Below are 20,728 nucleotides of genomic sequence, written 5' to 3' on the forward strand. Positions count from 1 at the left end.
CACCACCGACCGCACACCGCGCTGGGCATGAAACCGCCGGCATCTGTCTATAGCCCGTCGACACGCGCTTATCCCGGTTACTTGCCTGCGCTTGAATACGGTTCCGATGTTGAAGTGCGCAAGGTTCGGTCAAATGGGGAAATTAAATGGAAAGGACAGCTGATTTTTCTAGGAGAGGCTCTGATTGGAGAGGACATCGCGCTGAAGGAAGTGGCTGATGACGCTTGGGAACTGTACCTTTGCAGCCACTGTTTAGGCAGGCTTGAAAACGGCGCCAAACGCGTTTCAAGCCTGTAAAGGTGTAAACGATGTCCCCGGTCTAATTTGTAAAGGATGTACCGGTCTCTACAGTGAGGGAAAGGGGCCAACACCATCACAACTGATAGTTCTTCAACTCCCGCGCAATCACCATCCGCTGAATCTCGCTCGAGCCTTCATAGATCTGGGTAATCCGCGCATCGCGGTAATACTTCTCGACTGGATAATCTTCCAGATACCCATACCCGCCATGAATCTGAATCGCCGACGAGCAGACCTTCTCGGCCATCTCCGATGCAAACAACTTGGCCTGTGACGCTTCGGACAAACACGGTTTGCCCGCCGTACGCAGCCGCGCCGCATGCAGGATCATCAGTCGCGCCGCATTGATCTGCATGTGCATGTCAGCCAGCAGGTTGGCGATGCTCTGGTGTTCGTTGATCGGTTTGCCGAACTGGATACGATCACGCGAATACACCAGCGCCGCTTCAAACGCCGCACGGGCGATGCCCAGTGCTTGCGCGGCAATGCCGATGCGTCCGCCTTCAAGGTTGGACAGTGCAATCGCCAGGCCTTTGCCGCGCTCGCCGAGCAGATTGGCCTCGGGAATGCTGCAGTTGTTCAGCGTCACCGCGCAGGTGTCTGAAGCACGGATACCCATTTTGTGCTCAGTACGATCAACGATAAAACCGGCGGTATCGGTCGGTACCAGAAACGCCGAAATGCCTTTCTTGCCCAGATCCGGATCCGTCACGGCAAAGACGATCGCCAGCTTCGCCCGTTTGCCGTTGCTGACAAATTGCTTGGCGCCGTTGATCACCCATTGGCCGTCACGCAGTTCGGCACGGGTGCGCAGGTTGTGCGCTTCGGAACCGGCCTGCGGTTCGGTCAGGCAGAAGCAGCCAATGGTTTTCCCGCTGGCCAGATCCGCCAGCCAGGTCTGTTTCTGCGCTTCGCTGCCGTAGTTGAGCACCGGGCCGCAGCCGACCGAGTTGTGAATGCTCATGAATGCGCCCGTCGCGCCGTCACCGGCGGAAATCTCTTCCACGGCCAAGGCGTAGGCGACGTAATCGACGTAAGTGCCGCCCCATTCCTCAGGCACTACCATGCCTAACAGCCCCAGCTCACCCATCTTCGCGACGAGCGCGTCGTCGATCCAGCCAGCCTTTTCCCAGGCCTGCGCGTGGGGCGCGATTTCGCCACGGGCAAAGTCCCGGGCCATGTCGCGGATCATCACTTGTTCTTCAGTCAGTTCGAGATCGTGCATGGCTCAGCTCCCGCTCTCAGGAAAACCGTGGAAGAAACTCGCGACATGCGCAGCATCCAGTGCAGCGAGGGTCGGCGGGTTCCAGCGAGGTGTCTTGTCTTTATCGATCAGCAGGGCGCGTACGCCTTCGATCAGGTCGCCGCGGGCGAACCACTGGCGATCCAGATGCAGCTCAAGTGCGAAGCAGTTTTCCAGGCTCAGGTGGCGGCCGCGACGAAGCATTTCGAGGGTCACGGCCATGGCCAGCGGCGAGCGGGTTTCCAGCAGATTGGCCGTGGCAGTAGCCCATTCGTGGCTGTCGGCGACGGTCACCGTGCGCAGTTGCTCGACCATGCTCGGCACATCCGGCAGGGCAAAAAAATGATCGATGGCCGGGCGCAAGGCTTCGAGCGGCGCATCGGGCAGGGTTTGCACGGCGTGTTTGGCCAGCAGGTTTTGCAGCGCCTTGAGCGGCGTGTCCTGCCATTCCATCTGATCGAGTTTTTCGTCAAGCAGCGCCAGTTTGCTGCTGTCCAGGTACCAGTCGGCGAGGCCGCAATACAGCGCATCCGCCGCACGAATCTGCACGCCGCTGACGCCCAGATATATGCCCAGCTCTCCGGGAATGCGTGGCAGGAAATAGCTGCCACCGACATCCGGGAAATACCCGATGGCCACTTCCGGCATCGCCAAACGGCTCTTCTCGGTGACCACGCGCAAATCCGCGCCTTGCACCAGACCCATGCCGCCGCCGAGGACGAAACCGTCCATCAATGCGAGCACCGGTTTGCGGTAGTGATGAATCGTCAGGTCGAGGGCGTATTCCTCGACAAAGAAATCTTCGTGCAGCGTGTCGCCGCTTTTGAAACTGTCGTATAGCGAACGAATGTCACCCCCGGCACAGAAGGCTTTTTCACCGGCACCGCGCAGGACCACGGCGTGAACATTGGCGTCAGTCGCCCAGGCATCGAGCTGCTGTTGCAGCAAACGCACCATGTCGAGGGTAATGGCGTTGAGACCGGCGGGGCGATTGAGGGTCAGGTGACCGATGTGGTTGCGAACGTCGGCCAGCACTTCGTGTTGCGTGGCATCCATGGACGGTGTCCGCTGGGATGAAGCCTGAGCTGTCATCAGTAACTCCCTGCTTTTATTGTCTTTATTCGAGAAGCTCGCGCGCGAGCGTTACCGGATCGTAACAGTGCAAATTTGTCGTGTACAACGGGGATATTCGCAGGCGGAGTTTGCGTTTTTACCTTGGTCGAAAATGTGCGCGCTCATGTAGGAGCTGCCGAAGGCTGCGATCTGTTGACCGTTAAAAAGCAAGATCAAAAGATCGCAGCCTGCGGCAGCTCCTACAGGGGGTCAGCGGAAGGTTTGGGTAATGCTGCGACGTTTGGCGTGCAGTTCGCTGGCGTGGATCAGTTGTTCGAGATCCTCGGGGGTGATGTCGATGAAGGCTTCCATATCGGCCAAGGCGAGTTTGAGGTCTTCGGCGGTGATGGCCTGACTGTCGACGGGGGCAACGATCGGCGCCGGTTCAGCCGGACGTTTCGGATAACGAATGCGCGTCAGGTTGTTGTAGGCCAAGGCACTGAGCAGCATGCACGCCGCGCCGAGCATCACCGGTTCCATGGCTTTCCAGTCCATGGCGATGGTCGCCGGATCGGCCAGCACCAGCGTCAGTGCCAACGCCCCGGCCGGCGGATGCAGGCAGCGCAGCCAGCACATCAGAATCAGCGCCATACCCGCCGCCAGGCAGGCGCTGCCGAGCGTGCGCCCAAGCACATGGGCCACCAGCAACGCGACGACGCCGGCACACAAATAACCACCGAGAATCGACCATGGCTGGGCGAGGGCGCCGGATGACACGGCAAACAGCAACACGGCCGAAGCGCCCAGCGGACCGATCAGATGATAGGCGACGTCATGACCGAACACCTGCGCGCACAACCACACACTGAACAATGTGCCCAGCGCCATGCCGATGGCGGCGCGGCTCCATTCGGTCGGGCGGGTGTTAATGGCGGCGGGCAACCAGCGAGCGAGCATGTGAATCCGATCCTTGCAGCAAATTCGAGGCAAAAAAAAGGACTTGTCCGGCATATCCGGAAAGCCCTCGAAGTGTTCCAACATTGGGGGAGGAACGTGCACAGTGTGCCGTTCAAACTCGATGCTGACAAATTCATATTAATGAAGATTTAGTGCATTAATTTTGAATTGAAGCAGCTCGACGGCCACTGACGAAGCACAAGTAGCCGCCCACCGCCGCCAGTGCGCTCAAGGCGTAGAACATGCTCGGCGCCGGCGTGTGCATCAGCAGAAACCCGCACATCACCGGACTGGCCGCGCCGCCCAGGGCCGCAAGGTTCTGCGCGCCGTAATAGCTACCGCGCAGTTCTTCAGGCGCAAGGGTGTCGACAAACAGAAAGTCAGCCGGGTAAATGATCATCTCACCCAAGGTGAAGATGAACATCGCCACGCACCAGCCGACCAGGCTGTCAGCCAGACTGAAGCCGATCAGCCCGACGATGAACAACGCGGTGCCGCCGGCTATCCAGTGGCGCAGGTGCTCGCGGGTGAGTAATCGGCCGATCTGGTACTGCAACACAATCACCGTGATCGCGTTACAGGCGAGTAGGGCGGCCATGGTGTCCAGCGTCTGTTGCTGGGTGTGGGTCACCAGCAGGTATTGCGACAGGTACAGGGTGAAACGCCCGTGCACCAATGTGCTGAGCAGACAGCCCAGGGTGAACAGGATCATCGTGCGATCGTTTTTCAGAATGATCAGGGTCTTCAGAAAGCTTTGTGGCTGAGCGACCGCAGCGACCGGATTCACTTCGCGCACGGCACCGAACAGCAGAAAGATGCTGCCGATGGCAATCGCCCCCGCGACGATAAACGGCGCTGACGGCTGAACGCCGGCAATCACCACGCCGATCATCGGGCCGACGGCGTAACCGATGTTGGTCAGCGTGTAGTTCAGGGAAAACGCCTTGACCCGCTGGCCCACCGGCAGGTTTTCACTGAGGATGGCTTTGGAGCAGATGAGGAACAGCGCCGACGCCGTTTCGCTGATGATCAGCACCAGGGTGACCAGGTACAGATTCTGCGCGAAGGTCAGCAGGATCAGACCGATGCCGCTGGAGAGCATGGTCAGGATCAGCAACTGGCGCTTGTCCAGCCGATCGATGATGTAACCACCGTACAGCGACAACAACGTGGCGCTGAACACCGCGATGCCCAACAGCAGACCGACGTCTTGCGGGTTGAGGCCGAGCTTGTTGCTGAGGTACAGGGTCAGCAGCGGGCTGATCAGGGCGCGGCTGATAACGACGGTCAGTGAGCTGATCATCAACCGGCGGATGAGGCGCGAGTAGGTGGCCACGAAGGGTCAATGTCCTTATTTGAGAATGCCTAGCGGGCGTGCGTCATCCTCACCGGCCAGTCAGCACCGGTCAAGCCGCCATAACACCATTTCCTGTGGGAGCGAGCCTGCTCGCGAAGGCGCAGTGTCAGTCAATATTGATGTATCTGACACAACGCATTCGCGAGCAGGCTCGCTCCCACAGGGGATTTCCGTTGCTTTCAAATCAGGAGCAGGCGCATGGCACAGCGACGTTCCGGGGGAAAGCCGTGGGTGATTTCGGCTTGCAGTGCTTCGCGTAAATGGTGATCAGTTTTTGAAGGAATCAACTCGATAAACCCCATGCGCTGATAGAACGGCGCGTTCCACGGCAGGTCGCGAAACGTGGTCAATGTCACTGCTTTCAACCGCAACGCGCGTGCGTTTTCAATCGCCGCCGAAACCAACCGTCGACCGATGCCTTGCCCCTGAAAGGCCTGACTGACGGACAGCTCTTCAATGTGCAAGTGCTCGTCGATTTCGACCGCGCGAAGAAAACCCGCCAGTTCGGTAGTTTCGGCGACCCACACATGCGCCTCCTCGATAGCCCGCAGATGTTGTGCAACCTCCGCCACTTCGGCATCCGCCAGCCAGGCCAGTTGCGGGTCAAGACGAAACAACGCGGCAGCCGAGCGTTCGATGGCAGGGAGGGCTGCCGCGTCAGCGGGCCTTGCGGGGCGAATGATCATGTTCATGTAGGAGCTGCCGCCGGTTGCGATCTTTTGATCTGGATTTCAAGAAACAAGATCAAAAGATCGCAGCCTTCGGCAGCTCCTACAAGGGGGCGGTGTACAGAGTGATGGCGTCATCAAGCGACGTCGGACGCATTCGGCCACTGTTGCAGCGGGATCGGCAACTTGCGCGATTCGCCACGGCCCATCGGGAAGTACTGGAAGCCATTGCGTGCCAGGCGCTCGGCGTCGTACAGGTTGCGGCCGTCGAAAATCACCGGGGTGTTGAGGCGCTGTTTGATCAAATCGAAATCCGGGGCTTTGAACTGCTGCCATTCGGTGCAGATGATCAGCGCATCGGCGCCGGGCAACACCGATTCCGGCGTGCCCATCAGCATCAGCTTCGACTCGTCCGGGTAGAGGTTCTGGGTTTCCTGCATGGCTTCCGGGTCGAACGCGCGCACGCTGGCACCGGCCGCCCACAACTCCTCCAGCAACACCCGGCTAGGCGCATCGCGCATGTCATCAGTGTTGGGTTTGAACGCCAGGCCCCACAGGGCGAAGGTCTTGCCACGCAGATCGCCGCGATAGAAGGCGTTGATACGCTCGAACAGCTTGTGTTTCTGCCGTTGGTTGATCGCCTCGACCGCTTGCAGCAAGTCGCTGGAGCAGTGCGCTTCTTCGGCACTGTGGATCAGCGCGCGCATGTCTTTGGGGAAGCACGAGCCGCCATAACCGCAGCCGGGGTAGATGAAGTGGTAACCGATGCGCGTGTCGGCACCGATGCCCTGACGCACCGATTCGATGTCGGCGCCCAGGTGTTCGGCGAGTTCGGCGATCTGGTTGATGAAGCTGATCTTGGTCGCCAGCATGCAGTTGGCGGCGTATTTGGTCAGCTCGGCGCTGCGCAGGTCCATGAACATGATGCGGTCGTGGTTGCGGTTGAACGGCGAGTACAGATCGCGCATCACGTCGCGCACGTCATCGCCGTCGCAACCGATAACGATACGGTCCGGACGGCGGCAGTCGGCAACCGCCGAGCCTTCCTTGAGAAATTCTGGATTGGAGACGATATCGAATTGCAGCAGGCGGCCAACCTTGATCAAGGCTTTTTCGATGTGCGTGCGCAGGGTGTCGCCCGTGCCCACCGGCACCGTGGATTTCTCGACGATGATCAACGGCTGCTCACGATGCCGGGCAATCGCATCGCCGACCGACAGCACGTAACGCAGATCCGCCGAGCCGTCCTCTCGCGACGGCGTACCCACGGCAATAAACGCCACCCGAGCGTGCTGCACAGCGAGCTTTTCATCGGTGGTGAATTGCAGGCGTTTCGAATCCAGACCTTCACGTACCAGGCTGGCCAGCCCCGGTTCGAAAATGCTCACGTGACCCTGGCGCAACAGGTCGACCTTCTTCTGGTCGACGTCCATGCACACGACATCATGGCCGACCTCGGCCAACACAGCCGCTTGCACCAGACCGACGTAACCGCTGCCAAATACTGTGATTTTCATGGAGCACTCCTGAATTCGGGCGCACGAGCCGGACGAGTGTTGATGGTGATGACCCCGAGCATGACCAGCGCCACGCCCAGTGATTTAGTGAAACTGAAGGATTCGTTGAACAGCGGCAGACTGGCCGCCAGCAGGTACACCAGCGCATAGCTGATGCTCAGCAGTGAGTAAGCCCGACCCAGCGGCAGGTCGCGCAGAGCCGCGAGCCAGCAGAGCATCGAGAGGGCGTAGGCGAAAATCGCCGCGACGACCACGGCCAGCGCGCGCCAATCGAGGCTGTCGATGTGCAGCCATTGTTCCGGTGTGGGCAGGCGGGTCATGCTCCAGCGCATGCCCAGTTGCGCAGCGCTGACGAGGAGCACGCTGCTCAGCGCGAACGTGATGCCGCGACGTTGATTCATGACGGTTGCCCCAGCAAAACCACGCCGCCGATGACCAATGCCACGCCAAGCCAATGCTGGCGGTCGATGGGCTCACGAAAGACGAAGCGCGCGATCAGGGTGATCAGCACGAAGTTGAGGCTGAGCATCGGGTAGGCGATGCCGACCTCCAAACGCTGCAACACCAACAGCCAGACCAACAGACCCGCGCCGAGGGCGAGCAGGGCCAGCCACAACCAAGGCGTCCGCAGTTTGTCGGCCCAGCCCGAGTCGACGCCGCGCCAGCTCTCCACGGCGTATTTCTGCGCGATCTGGCCGAGACAGGTCAGCAGGCACGCAGCCAACAGCAGCAACAGGCTCATGACGCCTCCCTGGGCAGGATCATGATCACCAGGTTGCCCTGCTCATAACGGACGCCGTCCTTTGGCAATCTATCGATTTCGTCCAGTTCGTCCTGCCCCTTGACGCGCATCACCACGCCGACTGAACCGCTGCGGCGCACCTCGCGCATCCACTGTTGTACGTGTTCGGGATCGACCCGCTGTTGGATGCCGTCAGGATAGGCAAGGCCATATTTCAATTCGCCTATCGTGTTGTACAACGCCACTTGCGGGGTTTTCAGGCGCCAGGCCAACGCCGAAGCGGCACCCAGATCGTTGCTCAGCAGGTGATCGGTCTGCGCCAGTTCGCTGACGTGATGCTTGATGAACTGATCCGGCATCTTGTTGGCGACCACCGACTTCGGAAGCGCCGCCGGCAACACCGCGATCAGCAACAGGCTGCCCAGCGCCGGCGCGGCCCAGCATTGCAGCGGCAGAAAGGCTTGCAGCAGGTTGGCGATGATCCAGCCGATCAGCGCGATAAACACCAGCACCATGCTGTGCAGTTCGTGGTCGTAGACCGGTTTGGTCAGTTGCAGATAGACCAGCGCGATCAGCGTGACGACGCCCAGCAACAGATTCAGCACACCGTTGATGCTCAGCGCCCGACCTTGCTCCAGACGCAAACGATCGGCCAGCGCATGACCGAGCAGCAACGCCATCGGCAGCAGGCACGGCAGGATGTAGGTCGGCAATTTGCCGTTGCTCAGGCTGAAAAACAGCAGCGGCATCAGCAGCCACAGCAGCAAAAACACGACGTTGGGCTGAGCGCGGCTTTGCCAGGCTTGCTTGAACGCCGTCGGTAGCAATCCCGCCCACGGTAAACTGAACGCCACCAGCAGCGGCAGATAGAACCACCACGGCGCATCGTGTTGCGCGTCATCACCGGCAAAGCGACGAATATGTTCGTGCCAGAAGAAGAACCGCCAGTAGTCCGGCTCCTGTGCATGCACCGAAAGCACCCACGGCAGGCTGACGAGGATCGCCACGGCAATCGCCACCGGGCCGAACATCAGCAGTTCACGCCAGCGTTTTTGCCAGAGCATCCATGGCAGGGCGATCAACACCGGCAGTAGCCAGGCGAGGAATCCCTTGGTCATGAAACCCATGCCGCAGGCCAGGCCCAATAGTGCCCAGGCCGCCATGCGCTTGCCGCTGGTGTGGCTGTCGAGGGCAAACCACAGCGCCAGCAGACTCAGGTTGACCCAAAAAGTGAACTGCGGATCGAGGTTGGCGTAACCGGCCTGACCGGCGACGATGGTGAAACTCATGTAGAGCAGGGCGCAGACGAAGCTTTTGCGCGGTTCGTTCCACAAACGCCGGGCGAGCAGATAGCACAGCAGCACGCTCAGGCCGATGCTCAGCGCCGACACAAAGCGCACGCCGAACAGGTTCTGCCCAAACAATTCCTGCCCCAGCGCGATCATCCAGTAACCGGCAATCGGCTTCTCGAAATAGCGCAGGCTCATGAAGTGCGGCGACACCCAGTTGCCGCTCAGCAGCATGTCCTGACTGATCTGCGCGTAACGGGTTTCGTCGGGAATCCACAAACCATGCGTGCTCAGCGGCAGCAGATAGGCCAGCAAGCAAATGACCAGCAACAACAGTGGCAGAGTCCAGCTTTTAGTCATGCGCCTTGCACTCCCAGCCAGCCTTCACGGCCGTCGAGGGCGCCGCGTTGCACACGGCCCACGGGCAAGGTGTTGAAGAACTCGGGCAACAAATCGCCCAGCGCTTTGAACGCGATGTTGCGCTGACGTGCAGCGGCCAGCAATTGACGAAAATCCTCAGCCATCAGAATCCCTTCCACTTCGGCATGAATGGTGTAGACGTTGAGCTGTTGCGGGCGGAAGTGATCGAGAATGAAACTGTTGAAGTCGCGCGCTGCGACGATGGGGCCAACGATTTCGTCGAAGGTCGGCAGGTCCACGGGAATCTGTGGAGTACCCGGCGTACCGTCGGCCAGCAACGGGCGAAACAGGCGTTGCCCACGGCAATCGCTGTTGTAGCGAAAGCCGAAGGCTTGCTTGGCTTCGATCACGCGTTCATCCGCACGCCAACCGGCGGCGGCCGAACACTCGACTTTTTCGCCGAGAATGTCGCTCAAGGTGTCGACGCCCTGACGGATCTGCTCGATCAGTTGCGCATTGCTCCAGCGCCCGGCGTTGGCCTGCCAGCCGTGGTGATCCCAGGCATGCAGACCGACTTCATGACCGGCATCGCGGGCCTGACGCATCAGGTGCCCGAGGTCACGGCCAATCGGTTTGCCCGGCCACGCGGTGCCGGCCAGTAGAATGTCCCAGCCATACAGGCCGGCGGCATTGGAGCGGAGCATTTTCCAGAGGAACTGCGGGCGGATCAGACGCCACAGATGCCGGCCCATGTTGTCGGGGCCGACACTGAAGAAAAACGTCGCCTTGATCTGCGCCTCGTCGAGCATTTCCAGCAAGCGCGGCACACCTTCACGGGTGCCGCGAAAGGTGTCGACGTCGATGCGTAGACCGGCCTGCATCAACGCTTGTCCGCTTGTTCGAGCATGGCTTCACGCAAGAAGAAATCCAGCGTATTGCCGATGGTCTCGCGCATTTCCACGGTCGGCGTCCAGTCGAGCAGACGCTTGGCGTTGGCGATGCTGGGCTTGCGGTGTTCGACGTCCTGGTAACCGGCGCCGTAGAACGCCTTGCTCTCGACGTCGCGGAAACCGGCGAACGGCGGGAAGTTGTCACGCAGCGGATGCGCTTCGAACTGACGCAGCAGCTCTTCGCCCAACTGACGGATGCTGGCTTCGTTGTCCGGGTTACCGATGTTGATGATCTGGCCGTTGCAGACGTCGTTGTCGTTATCGATGATCCGCGCCAGTGCCTCGACGCCGTCAGCAATATCGGTGAAGCAGCGTTTCTGCTCGCCGCCGTCGAACAGGCGAATTGGCGTGCCTTCAACCAGATTGAGGATCAACTGAGTGATGGCGCGGGAGCTGCCGATGCGTGCCGAATCCAGGCGGTCGAGACGCGGGCCCATCCAGTTGAACGGGCGGAACAGGGTGAAATTCAGACCCTTGGCGCCGTAGGCCCAGATCACCCGATCCAGCAGTTGTTTGGACACCGAGTAGATCCAGCGCTGCTTGTTGATCGGGCCGACCACCAGGTTGGAGGTGTCTTCGTCGAAGTGCTTGTCCTGGCACATGCCATAGACTTCCGAGGTCGACGGGAAGATCACGCGCTTGTTGTACTTGACGCAGTAGCGCACCAGTTTCAGGTTTTCTTCGAAGTCGAGTTCGAACACGCGCAGCGGGTTGCGGGTGTATTCGATCGGCGTGGCGATGGCCACCAGCGGCAGGACCACGTCGCACTTCTTGATGTGGTACTCGATCCACTCGGAGTGAATGCTGATGTCGCCTTCGACGTAGTGGAAGTGCGGATGGCTGCGCAGACGGTCGATGGCGTCGGAACCGATGTCCAGGCCGTAGACTTCATAGCGGTCATCGCGCAGCAGGCGCTCGGACAAGTGATTGCCGATAAAGCCGTTGACGCCAAGGATCAGCACGCGAGTGCGACGCGGTGCGCGGCCGGATTCAGCTCCGCGCAACAGCGAGCCGTCGACCAGACCGAGTTCGTTGGCCAGTTGCGGGCCACTGAGGAACAGGCCGTTGTCGTTGCGTTGGCCGGAGAGGATCACCAGCGAATCTTCACCACAAGCAATGCGCAGCGGATCAACGCTGATCACCCGGCCCGGCGCCTGGCCGTCGTTGCCTTGTACGACTTCGGCGCTCCAGACGATGAGTTTGTGCTCACCGACCGCGCAGAAAGCGCCCGGATACGGTTGGGTCACGGCGCGCACCAGATTGAACAGTTGCTCGGCAGGTTTCGCCCAGAGCAGTTTGCCGTCCGCGGGGGTGCGACGACCGAATACCGTAGCTTTCGATTCGTCCTGCGCGGTTTCGCTGATCTTGCCTTGCAGCATCGCTGGCAAGGTGTCGCGCAGCAGGTCAACGGCTGCCACGCGCAATTTGCCGTGCAGGCTCAGCGCGGTGTCGCTGCGCTCTATGGCCACGCGCTGCTGGGCAACGATGGCGCCGGCATCGGCACGTTTGACCATGCGGTGCAGGGTCACGCCGGTTTCAGTCTCACCGTTGACCAGCACCCAATTCGCCGGCGCGCGGCCACGGTAGTTCGGCAGCAATGAACCGTGCAGATTGAACGCGCCCTTTTTCGCGGTGGCCAGCAACGATTCGCTCAGCAGGTGGCGATAGTAGAAGGAGAACAGGTAGTCCGGATTGAGCTTGGCAATCCGCTCGATCCACAGTGGGTGATTGACGTCTTCCGGGGCGTGCACCGGGATGCCCTTGGCGGCGCACAGTTGCGCTACCGATCCGTAGAACGCGTTCTCTTTCGGATCATCGGCGTGAGTGAATACCGCCGCAATCTCATAGCCGCTGTCGAGCAGAGTTTGAATGCCGGCGCAGCCGATATCGTGATAAGCGAAGACAACCGTTTTTGCGCTCATGAGAGAACCTGATCATTGGAGGAGGAGAGACCGTCGACGGTGATGGCGCGCGGCGGCATGGCGGGTTGGCCGCGCAAGACTTTTTCAACGAAGAAACGCGGGCGGGCGCGCACGTCGCTGTACATGCGCCCCAGGTATTCGCCGAGCAGGCCCATGCCGATGAACTGGCCACCGGTGAACACGAACAACACCGCGAACAGCACGAACATGCCGTCACCGGCCCAGCCGGCACCGAACACCAGGCGCAACAAGATCAGTGCGGCGGCAAACAACACGCCGAGGCCAGCCATAGCGAAACCGACGATGCTCAACAGACGCAGCGGCGTGGTGGTCATGCAGGTGATCAGGTCGAACATCAGGTTGATCAAACGCATCGGGCTGTACTTCGAATCGCCGTGCTCACGTTCGGCGTGGGCCACGACGATTTCGGTGGTGTGGCGGGCGAAGCTGTTGGCCAGAATCGGAATGAAGGTGCTGCGTTCACGGCAGGCGAGCATCGCGTCGATGATCGTGCGGCGGTACGCGCGCAGCATGCAGCCGTAGTCGCTCATGGCGACGCCGGTCGAGCGTTGCACAGCAAGGTTGATCAGCTTCGACGGGTAGCGGCGCAGGGCCGAATCCTGACGGTTGCCGCGCACGGTGCCGACCACGTCGTAACCCTTTTCCGCTTCAGCAACCAGCCGGGGGATTTCTTCCGGCGGGTTCTGCAGGTCGGCGTCGAGGGTGATCACCACATCGCCTTTGCACTGCTCGAAACCGGCCATGATTGCTGCGTGCTGGCCGTAGTTGCGGTTGAGGATGACCGCCACGAACGGGCTGTCCTCACGGGTTGCGGCTTCTTCCAGCATATTCGCGGACTCGTCACGGCTGCCGTCGTCGACGAGGACGATTTCATAGTCGTGACGCAGCATCCGGCACGCCGCTTCAGTGCGGCGCAGCAGTTCTGGCAGGCTGTCCTGTTCGTTGTAGACCGGTATGACGATCGACACACAGCGGATCGGATAAGGTTTCACGGGCGTTTGTCCATTAGGGAGGCGATGGCGCCGACCACGCGATCAAGGTCTTGATCGCTCATGTCGGGAAACAACGGAATCGAGCACAGCCGCGCCGAGTTCCACTCGGTGTCGGGCAGGTAGAGGTCGGGATCACGCTGGCGGTACCAGGTGTGCAAGTGGGTGGCGATGAAATGGATGCCGGTGCCGATGCCCTGATCCTGCAAACCTTTCATAAAGGCTTCGCGGTCGATGCCGCAGCGCTCGCTGTCGATGCGCAGGATGAACAGGTGCCAGGCGTGGGTTTGTGCATAGGCGGGCACGGCCAGTGGTTGCACCGGCAGGCCTTCGAGTTTTTGCCGGTAGGCGGCGGCCAGTTCGGTGCGACGCGCATTGATGGCGTCCAGACGCTGCAGTTGCACCAGGGCAATTGCGGCGTTGATGTCGGCGAGGTTGTATTTGAACCCCGGCTCCATCACTTGCGCCTGCGGCTTGCGGCCACCGGTCAGGCGATCGTAGGCATCAACGCCCAGACCGTGGAACTTGAGCATGCGCACGCGATTGGCCAAGGCTTCGTCGTCGGTGACGAACATCGCGCCTTCGGCACAGGTCATGTTCTTGATCGCATGGAAGGAGAAAATCGCCGTGCCCTGCGAGCCGACGTGGCGACCCTTGTAACGGGTGCCAGCAGCGTGGGCGGCGTCTTCGATAACGGCGATGCCGTGTTTGTCGGCCAGCGCGTACAGCGGATCAAGATCGAACGCGGCGCCGGCGTAATGCACGGGAATGATTGCTTTGGTGCGTGGGGTGATGGCGGCTTCGATGCGCGCGGCGTCGGTCATCAAGGTGTCGCGATCAACGTCGACGAATACCGGTTTGGCACCGAGCAGCGAGATCATGTTGGCGGTTGAGACCCAGGTCTGCGAGGGCGTAATCACTTCATCACCGTGGCCGATGCCCAAGGCCAGTAACGTGATGTGCATACCACCGGTTGCCGAGGAAAGTGCCACTGCATGCTTGCAGCCGACATAGTCGGCAAACTGTTCTTCCAGTGCCTGGTTTTTAGGGCCGGTAGTAATCCAGCCCGAACGCAATACTTGTTCAACCGCGGCTATTTCTTCATCGCCGATACTCGGCCGGGAAAACGGCATAAACGCTTGACTCATAAGAACCTCGGGGCGACAGCCATCCTTCAGCCGATTGTCTGAAAAACACGGAATTTCAAAGGGTTGAGTTACCGGTCGGGGAATACCTGATTGACTTTCCAGTCCGCGGCCGGCAGGGTTGCAGGCCTTTCGGGGCAACCTGTTGTAACTAAGGTTATGCGCGTTTTTGTCAAAGGAACATGAAAAAACGGTCGGCGATTCGTCTATCTGTAAGCCATACAGCCACCGTTCAGACTTCTTCCGTTCATCGGCTGTTTTAGTCGAAAAGTCTTACGGAAGAGTCGCTCTTTATATAAGTTTGTTTGCACTTTTAAGTTGTTTTGTTGAACTGTTTTCTATTCAAGGCCGTTTCGTTTGATTGACTTGTCGAGTACTGAATCCACACCGTCCACCACTAATCCGCTGACGCTTTATCTGGCCCGCCTGGCGCCCTCCAGCCAACTGACCATGCGCTATGTCTTGCAGGATGCTGCGGACCGCCTCGGTTTCGAAGACGTGGATATCGAAGAAATCCCCTGGCACGGGTTGCAACCGGAAGACGTCGTGGCGCTGGTCGCCGCATTGCGCGCCGACGGCTATGCGCCGAATACCTCGTCGCTGTATGTAAATGCCGTGCGCGGCGTTATGAATGAAGCCTGGCGCATGAGCCTGATCAGTCAGGACCATTTGCTGAAGATGCGCTCGGTAAAGGGCATTGCCGGCACGCGTTTATCGCAGGGGCGCAACTTGAAGCGCACCTTGATCCACGAATTGATGGAAGTCTGTGCCGCTGATCCACGCCCACAGGGCCTGCGCGACGCGGCAGTGATTGCGTTGTTGTACGGCACCGGCATGCGTAAATCGGAGTCGGTGGACCTGGACTTGAAGCAGGTCGACTTCACCGAGCGCAGCCTCACCGTTACTGGCAAAGGCAATAAACAACTGATCAAGTACGCGCCGGCCTGGGCATTTGCCAAACTCGACGCGTGGCTAGAACTGCGCCGCTCGCAACTCAAGGAAGGCGAGACTGACGATGCCTTTCTGTTCAACCGCATCCGTCGCGGCAGCCATATCACCCGCGAGCGCATCACCAAACACGCGATCTATTACATCGCCCGCCAGCGTGGCACCCAGGTCGGGGTGAAGATCATGCCGCACGATTTCCGCCGTTCGTTTATCACGCGGGTGATCGAGGAACATGATCTGTCGATTGCGCAGAAGCTCGCGCACCACAGCAATATCCAGACCACCGCCAACTACGATGTGCGTGATGACAACGAGCGGCGGCGTGCGGTGGATCGGTTCGATCTGTAGGCCCAGTCAGGACGGGGAAGGGCAGGTGCGCGCGTTGCCGGTTGCCGCCCGACTGATCTGCTCGGCCAGCCGTTTGACGTTGTGCTGCTGGGCGCCCACCAGATCATCGATGGTCGGGCCGGACGGTGTTTGCAGGGTCGAACGGCAGGTCAGCGAGCCATTGTCAGTGGCGCCGACGGGTCGCAAGCGCCATTTGGCGTCGATCAGGCCGTACTGACCGGGGATCGAGTCGAAGCGTTGCACTTCGATGCGCACCGAAACGTTACCTTGGCCACTGGTATTGCTCAATTGATCGGCCAACGCACCGCGCAACTCATCCGCCAGTGTCGCCCCCCACCAATCGGTTTCCAGGATCGCCAGGCCGCTGTTGCCCTGGCGGATAACGATTTGCGCCCGGTCGACCTGCGGCGGCACGCTCAGCGCTTCAATCGGAATCTGCGCGCCGCTCCGTGTGTTGGCGACCTGCACCGGCGTCAGTGTGTGAAAACTGATCGGGTCGCTGCGACAGGCGCCCAGCAGCACAAACGCAGCGAGCACGGTGATTTTCAGCGGTACAGCCATGGTTCAGCTCCTGTGCTCAGTTGCGTGGCGGGCCTTTCAGGTCGATAGGTGCGGCGTTGTCGGGGCGACCACGGATCAGCGATTCCGGGTGCCGGCCGAGGTAATCCGACAGTTCACGCAGCGAACGCGACATGCGCCCGAGTTCGTCGAGGGTTTCCGTGAGTTTCTCGCGTTGCGGCGAATCTTCGGCCAGGGTCGAGCTGGCGGACTGCAAGGTCTTGCTGACATCGGCGAGGGTGCTCTGCACGCCCGGCAGGGTCTTGGCGTTGAATTGGGTCAGGCCTTTGCGCAACTCGATCAGATTGCTGTCGAGGTTGTTGGCGATGCGATCGACCGGCAGCTTGTTGAGCTTGTCGACCACCGCTTCGAGTTTTTCCTGCAGCTGTTCGAGGCTGCCGGGCACGGTTGGAATCACCACCGGGCGCGCCGTGGGGTCAAAGGCAACTTTTTCGGCTTTCGGGAAGAAGTCCAGCGCCACGTACAGTTGCCCCGTCAGCAGGTTGCCACTGCGGGCCTGGGCGCGCAGGCCATTGTCGATGAAGGTGCCCATCAGACGAATGCCGGCGGCCTCATCGTTGGGATCATGCTTGAACGCGGTGAGCATTTTTCCGTAAGCCATGCCCAGGCGTTGCGGGTAAATCACGATGCCGACGTTAAGCGGGAAGCTGCGTTTTTTCGCGTCGAAATCCAGATTGATCGCCACCACCCGGCCAATTTCCATGCCGAGAAACTCCACTGGCGCATCGACCTTAAGGCCGCGCAAGGATTGATCAAAACGCAGACTCAGGTATTGCGCCTTGCCATTGGGTGGGGCGAGCGCGGTGGTCTGGTCGGCGAACAGTTCGAATTCTTTGTCATCGGCGGCGGCCACGTCGTTAGGGCTGTAATCCGGCGCGCGGAACGCGATACCGCCCACCAGCATGGAGGACAGGGATTCGGTTTTTACCTGAAAACCGTTGGCGCCAACGCTGACATCAATGCCACTGGCGTTCCAGAATCGTGTGTTTTCGGTGACGAACGCATCGTTGGGCGCGTGAATGAACACTTCGATGTTCACGCCTTTACCGTCAGGCGCCAGCTCGTAGGTGACGACCTGGCCGACAGGGATCTTGCGGTAATAGACCGGCGAACCAATGTCCAGTGAACCGAGATCCTGGGTGTGCAGCATGAATCGCTTGCCCGGTTCGCCGTAGGTGATCGGAGGCGGGTTTTCCAGACCTTTGAAGTTTTTCGCGCGGGAATTGGACTGGCCGATGTCGGCACCGATGTAATCGCCGGAGAGCAGGGTGTCGATGCCCGACACACCGCCTGCGCCGATACGTGGGCGCACGACCCAGAATTGCGAGTCTTCGCGAGTGAAGGTTTCGGCCTGCTTGGCCAGTTTGATCGTGGCGTTGACGCTTTTCTGGTCGTCGCTCAACTCGACATCGGTGACCTGGCCAATCACCACATTACGGTATTTGACTTCGGTCTTATTGGCCGTCAGACCGCTGCCGGTCTTGAAGGTGACCACGATGGTCGGCCCTTCCTGCAGGATGTTGTGCACCACCAGCGAAATACCCACCAGTACCGCCACGATCGGCACGATCCAGACGAGTGAGATGCCGAACCGGCGGGTTTTGACGGGGGCTTGGCCTGGCGCTCGCGGCTCGTCGGTGGCTGACGACTTCATCCATGTCTCCTCGATTGAATGGGCACTGAGCGTCAGGAACGCAAAAGCACCTCATCAATATAGAAGTGCTTGGCGATAGAGCAAATGTGAATAGCTCACCTGTGCTTGATGATCGTTCCCACGCTCTGCGTGGGAATGCCTCATGGGACGCTCTGCGTCCAGTGACGCGGAGCGTCACGGGCTGCATTCCCACGCAGAGCGTGGGAACGATCAAACCGCGCTGTCAGCCGAGCATTTCCCGCAGGCGATACCAGAACATCCCCAGTGCCAGCAGTGGCGAGCGCAAGGCCGGGCCACCGGGGAAGGTCATGTGCGGCACGCCGCTGAACACGTCCATGCCTTGGCTGTGACCGGCATGAATCGCCTCGCCGAGCAGTTTTGCGCACCAGTGCGTAACGTTCAGGCCATGGCCGGAATAGCCCTGCGCATAGAACACGTTCGGGTGTTGCTTAAGCCGGCCGACCTGCGGAAAACGGTTGGCGGTAATGCCGATCTTGCCGCCCCATTGGTAATCGATGCGCACGTCGGCCAGTTGCGGGAAGACCTTGAGCATCTTCGGCCGCATATAAGCGGCGATGTCCGCCGGATCGCGCCCGGAATAGTGGCAGGCACCGCCGAACAGCAAGCGCCGGTCCGCCGAGAGCCGGTAGTAATCGAGGCCGACTTTCTGGTCGCACACCGCCAGATTCTGCGGGATCAGTTGCGCGGCGCGCGCCTCGGACAACGGTTCGGTGGCGATGATGTAACTGCCGGCCGGCAGCACCTTGCCACTGAGTTGCTGTTCGAGTTCGTCCAGATGCGCATTGCAGCCGAGCACCAGACTGCCAGCCCGCACCGTGCCGCTTGCGCAGCGCACCTGCACGGTCGGGCCATGGATGATTTCCAGCACTTCACTCTGCTCGAAAATCCTTACGCCCAACGATGCTGCCAATCGCGCTTCGCCTTGCACCAGGTCCAGCGGGTGCAGATGACCGGAACCCATATCCACCAGCCCACCGGCATAGATGTCGGAGTTGACCACCTGCTGGCGGATCTGCTCGGGGCCGATCAGTCGGGTTTCGTGGGCGTAACCGAGTTCGGCGAGGTCGACTAGCTCATCCTTGAACGCAGCGAATTGCGCGGGGGTATTGGCCAGATCGCAGAAGCCCCAGCGCAAGTCGCACTCGATACCGTTGTCAGCAATGCGCTGCCGAACCAGATCCACCGAATCAATGCCGGCGCGCTGCAAGTAACGCACGCCTTCCTGGCCGACATACTTGGCGAAGCCTTCAACCTCATGCCCGATGCCGCGAATCAACTGACCACCATTGCGCCCGCTGGCGCCCCAGCCGATACGCCGGGCCTCGATCAACACCACCGACAACCCGCGCTGGGCCAGTTCGATGGCGGTGTTGACCCCGGTGAACCCGCCGCCGATCACGCAGACATCGGCGGTCAAGTCACCGTCCAAAAGCGGATAAGGTGTGCTCGCCCGGGCCGAAGCGGCGTAGTAAGAGCGGGCGTGTTCCTGGGTGTACTGATTCATTTGTTCGACTTCACTTTGCTCCAGGACCGGGTCATCAGACGCATGATCGCCTGGGGCGGGGTAGAGGAGATGTAGAGCTTGTCGAGCACTGCCTGGGATGGGTAAACCTCAGGGTTGTTGACCAGCTCCTGATTCATGTATTGCTTGGCGGCCGGGTTCGGGTTGGCGTAACCGACGGAGGCGCTGACCTTGGCGATCACTTGCGGATCGAGCAGGTAATTGATGAAGGCGTGGGCTTCTTTGGTGTTGCTGGCATCGGCAGGGATGGCCAGCAAGTCGAACCAGAGGTTGGCACCTTCCTTCGGAATGGCATAGGCGATGTTCACACCATTCTTGGCTTCCTTGGCGCGGTTGGCCGCCTGGAACACGTCCCCGGAATAACCGAAGGCTACGCAGATATCGCCGTTGGCGAGGTCCGAGACGTATTTCGAAGAATGGAAATAGGTGATGTACGGGCGGATGCTCAGCAGTTTTGCTTCAGCCTTTTTATAGTCTTCCGGGTTTTCGCTGCGTGGGTCCAGGCCCATGTAATTGAGCACGGCGGGGAAGACTTCGTCGGCGGAGTCCATCATCGACACGCCGCACTGGCTGAGTTTTTTCAGGTTCTCAGGCTCGAACAGCACGGCCCAGGAATCGATGTGGTCGATGCCCAGCACTTGCTTGACCTTGTCGACGTTGTAGCCGATGCCGTTAGTGCCCCACAGGTACGGCACCGAGTGCTCGTTGCCCGGATCGTTTTTCTCCAGCAGTTCGAGCAGTTTCGGGTCGAGGTTCTTGAAGTTCGGCAGTTGCGAGCGATCCAGTTTGAGGAACGCGCCGGCCTTCACCTGACGGGCGAGGAAGTGGTTGGACGGCACCACCACGTCATAACCGGTGCGCCCGGCGAGCAGTTTGCCTTCGAGGGTTTCGTTGGAATCGAAAACGTCGTAGATCACCTTGATCCCGGTTTTGCTCTGGAAGTCGGCGAGGGTGGTTTCGCCGATGTAGTCGGTCCAGTTGTAGACGCTGACCTGGGGTTGGGCGTGCGCTGCGACGCTGCACATCAGGGCCAGAGCGGCGGGAACCATGGTTTTCAATAGACGCATTTCGACACCTCTTCTTATAATGATCGTTCCCACGCTCTGCGTGGGAATGCCTCAACGGACGCTCCGCGTTCGGCTT

The 20,728-nt window shown here is 60.1% G+C and carries 18 protein-coding genes and 1 pseudogene; 2 read left to right on the plus strand and 17 right to left on the minus strand.

What is annotated here, in order from left to right:
- Positions 1-297, plus strand: a pseudogene (locus tag M5G26_RS05980) (IS481 family transposase); the annotation flags it as partial.
- Positions 298-373: 76 nt separating this feature from the next.
- Here the strand turns inward: M5G26_RS05980 and M5G26_RS05985 are convergent.
- From M5G26_RS05985 to arnB, 13 genes are all read right to left on the minus strand, one after another.
- On the minus strand, positions 374-1,525 hold the full coding sequence (locus M5G26_RS05985) for an acyl-CoA dehydrogenase family protein (RefSeq protein WP_064390160.1): 1,152 nt from the start codon (positions 1,523-1,525) through the stop codon (positions 374-376).
- A gap of 3 nt (positions 1,526-1,528) precedes the next feature.
- Complete coding sequence (locus tag M5G26_RS05990) at positions 1,529-2,635, minus strand: enoyl-CoA hydratase/isomerase family protein (protein WP_150692566.1); 1,107 nt, start codon at positions 2,633-2,635, stop codon at positions 1,529-1,531.
- 231 nt (positions 2,636-2,866) lie between these two features.
- A complete protein-coding gene (locus M5G26_RS05995; RefSeq protein WP_223026841.1) occupies positions 2,867-3,553 on the minus strand; it encodes an HPP family protein in 687 nt (228 codons plus the stop codon).
- A 157-nt stretch (positions 3,554-3,710) separates the two neighbouring features.
- Entirely contained in the window at positions 3,711-4,889 is a 1,179-nt protein-coding gene (locus M5G26_RS06000; RefSeq protein ID WP_273914684.1) for an MFS transporter, read from the minus strand.
- A 200-nt stretch (positions 4,890-5,089) separates the two neighbouring features.
- A complete protein-coding gene (locus M5G26_RS06005) occupies positions 5,090-5,602 on the minus strand; it encodes a GNAT family N-acetyltransferase (RefSeq protein ID WP_273914685.1) in 513 nt (170 codons plus the stop codon).
- A 113-nt stretch (positions 5,603-5,715) separates the two neighbouring features.
- A complete protein-coding gene (locus M5G26_RS06010) occupies positions 5,716-7,095 on the minus strand; it encodes a UDP-glucose dehydrogenase family protein (RefSeq protein ID WP_273914686.1) in 1,380 nt (459 codons plus the stop codon).
- Positions 7,092-7,496 carry a 4-amino-4-deoxy-L-arabinose-phosphoundecaprenol flippase subunit ArnF gene (arnF, locus tag M5G26_RS06015; protein WP_273914687.1) on the minus strand — a complete coding sequence of 135 codons (405 nt, stop codon included), beginning with the start codon at positions 7,494-7,496 and terminating at the stop codon, positions 7,092-7,094. Before arnF ends, M5G26_RS06010 begins: the two co-directional genes overlap by 4 nt.
- Positions 7,493-7,837, minus strand: coding sequence for a 4-amino-4-deoxy-L-arabinose-phosphoundecaprenol flippase subunit ArnE (arnE, locus tag M5G26_RS06020; RefSeq protein WP_273914688.1), 345 nt, complete (start codon positions 7,835-7,837; stop codon positions 7,493-7,495). The genes arnF and arnE overlap by 4 nt, the downstream gene beginning before the upstream one ends.
- A complete protein-coding gene (arnT, locus tag M5G26_RS06025; RefSeq protein ID WP_273914689.1) occupies positions 7,834-9,486 on the minus strand; it encodes a lipid IV(A) 4-amino-4-deoxy-L-arabinosyltransferase in 1,653 nt (550 codons plus the stop codon). The genes arnE and arnT overlap by 4 nt, the downstream gene beginning before the upstream one ends.
- Positions 9,483-10,367 (minus strand): 4-deoxy-4-formamido-L-arabinose-phosphoundecaprenol deformylase, encoded by an 885-nt coding sequence (arnD, locus tag M5G26_RS06030; protein ID WP_007910188.1) that lies wholly within the window; start codon positions 10,365-10,367, stop codon positions 9,483-9,485. Before arnD ends, arnT begins: the two co-directional genes overlap by 4 nt.
- Entirely contained in the window at positions 10,367-12,358 is a 1,992-nt protein-coding gene (gene arnA / locus M5G26_RS06035) for a bifunctional UDP-4-amino-4-deoxy-L-arabinose formyltransferase/UDP-glucuronic acid oxidase ArnA (RefSeq protein ID WP_273914690.1), read from the minus strand. The genes arnD and arnA overlap by 1 nt, the downstream gene beginning before the upstream one ends.
- Positions 12,355-13,371 carry an undecaprenyl-phosphate 4-deoxy-4-formamido-L-arabinose transferase gene (gene arnC / locus M5G26_RS06040; protein ID WP_273914691.1) on the minus strand — a complete coding sequence of 339 codons (1,017 nt, stop codon included), beginning with the start codon at positions 13,369-13,371 and terminating at the stop codon, positions 12,355-12,357. The genes arnA and arnC overlap by 4 nt, the downstream gene beginning before the upstream one ends.
- Positions 13,368-14,516 (minus strand): UDP-4-amino-4-deoxy-L-arabinose aminotransferase, encoded by a 1,149-nt coding sequence (gene arnB / locus M5G26_RS06045; RefSeq protein ID WP_273914692.1) that lies wholly within the window; start codon positions 14,514-14,516, stop codon positions 13,368-13,370. Before arnB ends, arnC begins: the two co-directional genes overlap by 4 nt.
- A 447-nt stretch (positions 14,517-14,963) precedes the next feature.
- Here arnB and M5G26_RS06050 point away from each other — a divergent pair, with 447 nt between their 5' ends.
- A complete protein-coding gene (locus M5G26_RS06050) occupies positions 14,964-15,809 on the plus strand; it encodes a site-specific integrase (RefSeq protein ID WP_273915157.1) in 846 nt (281 codons plus the stop codon).
- Between the two features lie 6 nt (positions 15,810-15,815).
- Here M5G26_RS06050 and M5G26_RS06055 read toward each other — a convergent pair whose 3' ends face one another.
- The 4 genes from M5G26_RS06055 to M5G26_RS06070 all read right to left on the minus strand — a co-directional run bounded on the left by M5G26_RS06055 (position 15,816) and on the right by M5G26_RS06070 (position 20,652).
- Positions 15,816-16,370 carry a PqiC family protein gene (locus M5G26_RS06055; RefSeq protein WP_273914693.1) on the minus strand — a complete coding sequence of 185 codons (555 nt, stop codon included), beginning with the start codon at positions 16,368-16,370 and terminating at the stop codon, positions 15,816-15,818.
- 16 nt (positions 16,371-16,386) lie between these two features.
- The gene (locus tag M5G26_RS06060; protein WP_273914694.1) at positions 16,387-18,042 is read right to left on the minus strand and encodes a PqiB family protein; all 1,656 of its coding nucleotides are present in this window, start codon (positions 18,040-18,042) and stop codon (positions 16,387-16,389) included.
- A gap of 223 nt (positions 18,043-18,265) precedes the next feature.
- Positions 18,266-19,567, minus strand: a complete 1,302-nt coding sequence (locus M5G26_RS06065) for an NAD(P)/FAD-dependent oxidoreductase (RefSeq protein ID WP_134175333.1) — start codon at positions 19,565-19,567, stop codon at positions 18,266-18,268.
- A complete protein-coding gene (locus tag M5G26_RS06070; RefSeq protein ID WP_273914695.1) occupies positions 19,564-20,652 on the minus strand; it encodes a polyamine ABC transporter substrate-binding protein in 1,089 nt (362 codons plus the stop codon). The genes M5G26_RS06065 and M5G26_RS06070 overlap by 4 nt, the downstream gene beginning before the upstream one ends.
- Positions 20,653-20,728: the final 76 nt, after the last annotated feature.

The organism is Pseudomonas sp. TNT2022 ID642, from assembly GCF_028656995.1.
Taxonomy (GTDB): domain Bacteria; phylum Pseudomonadota; class Gammaproteobacteria; order Pseudomonadales; family Pseudomonadaceae; genus Aquipseudomonas.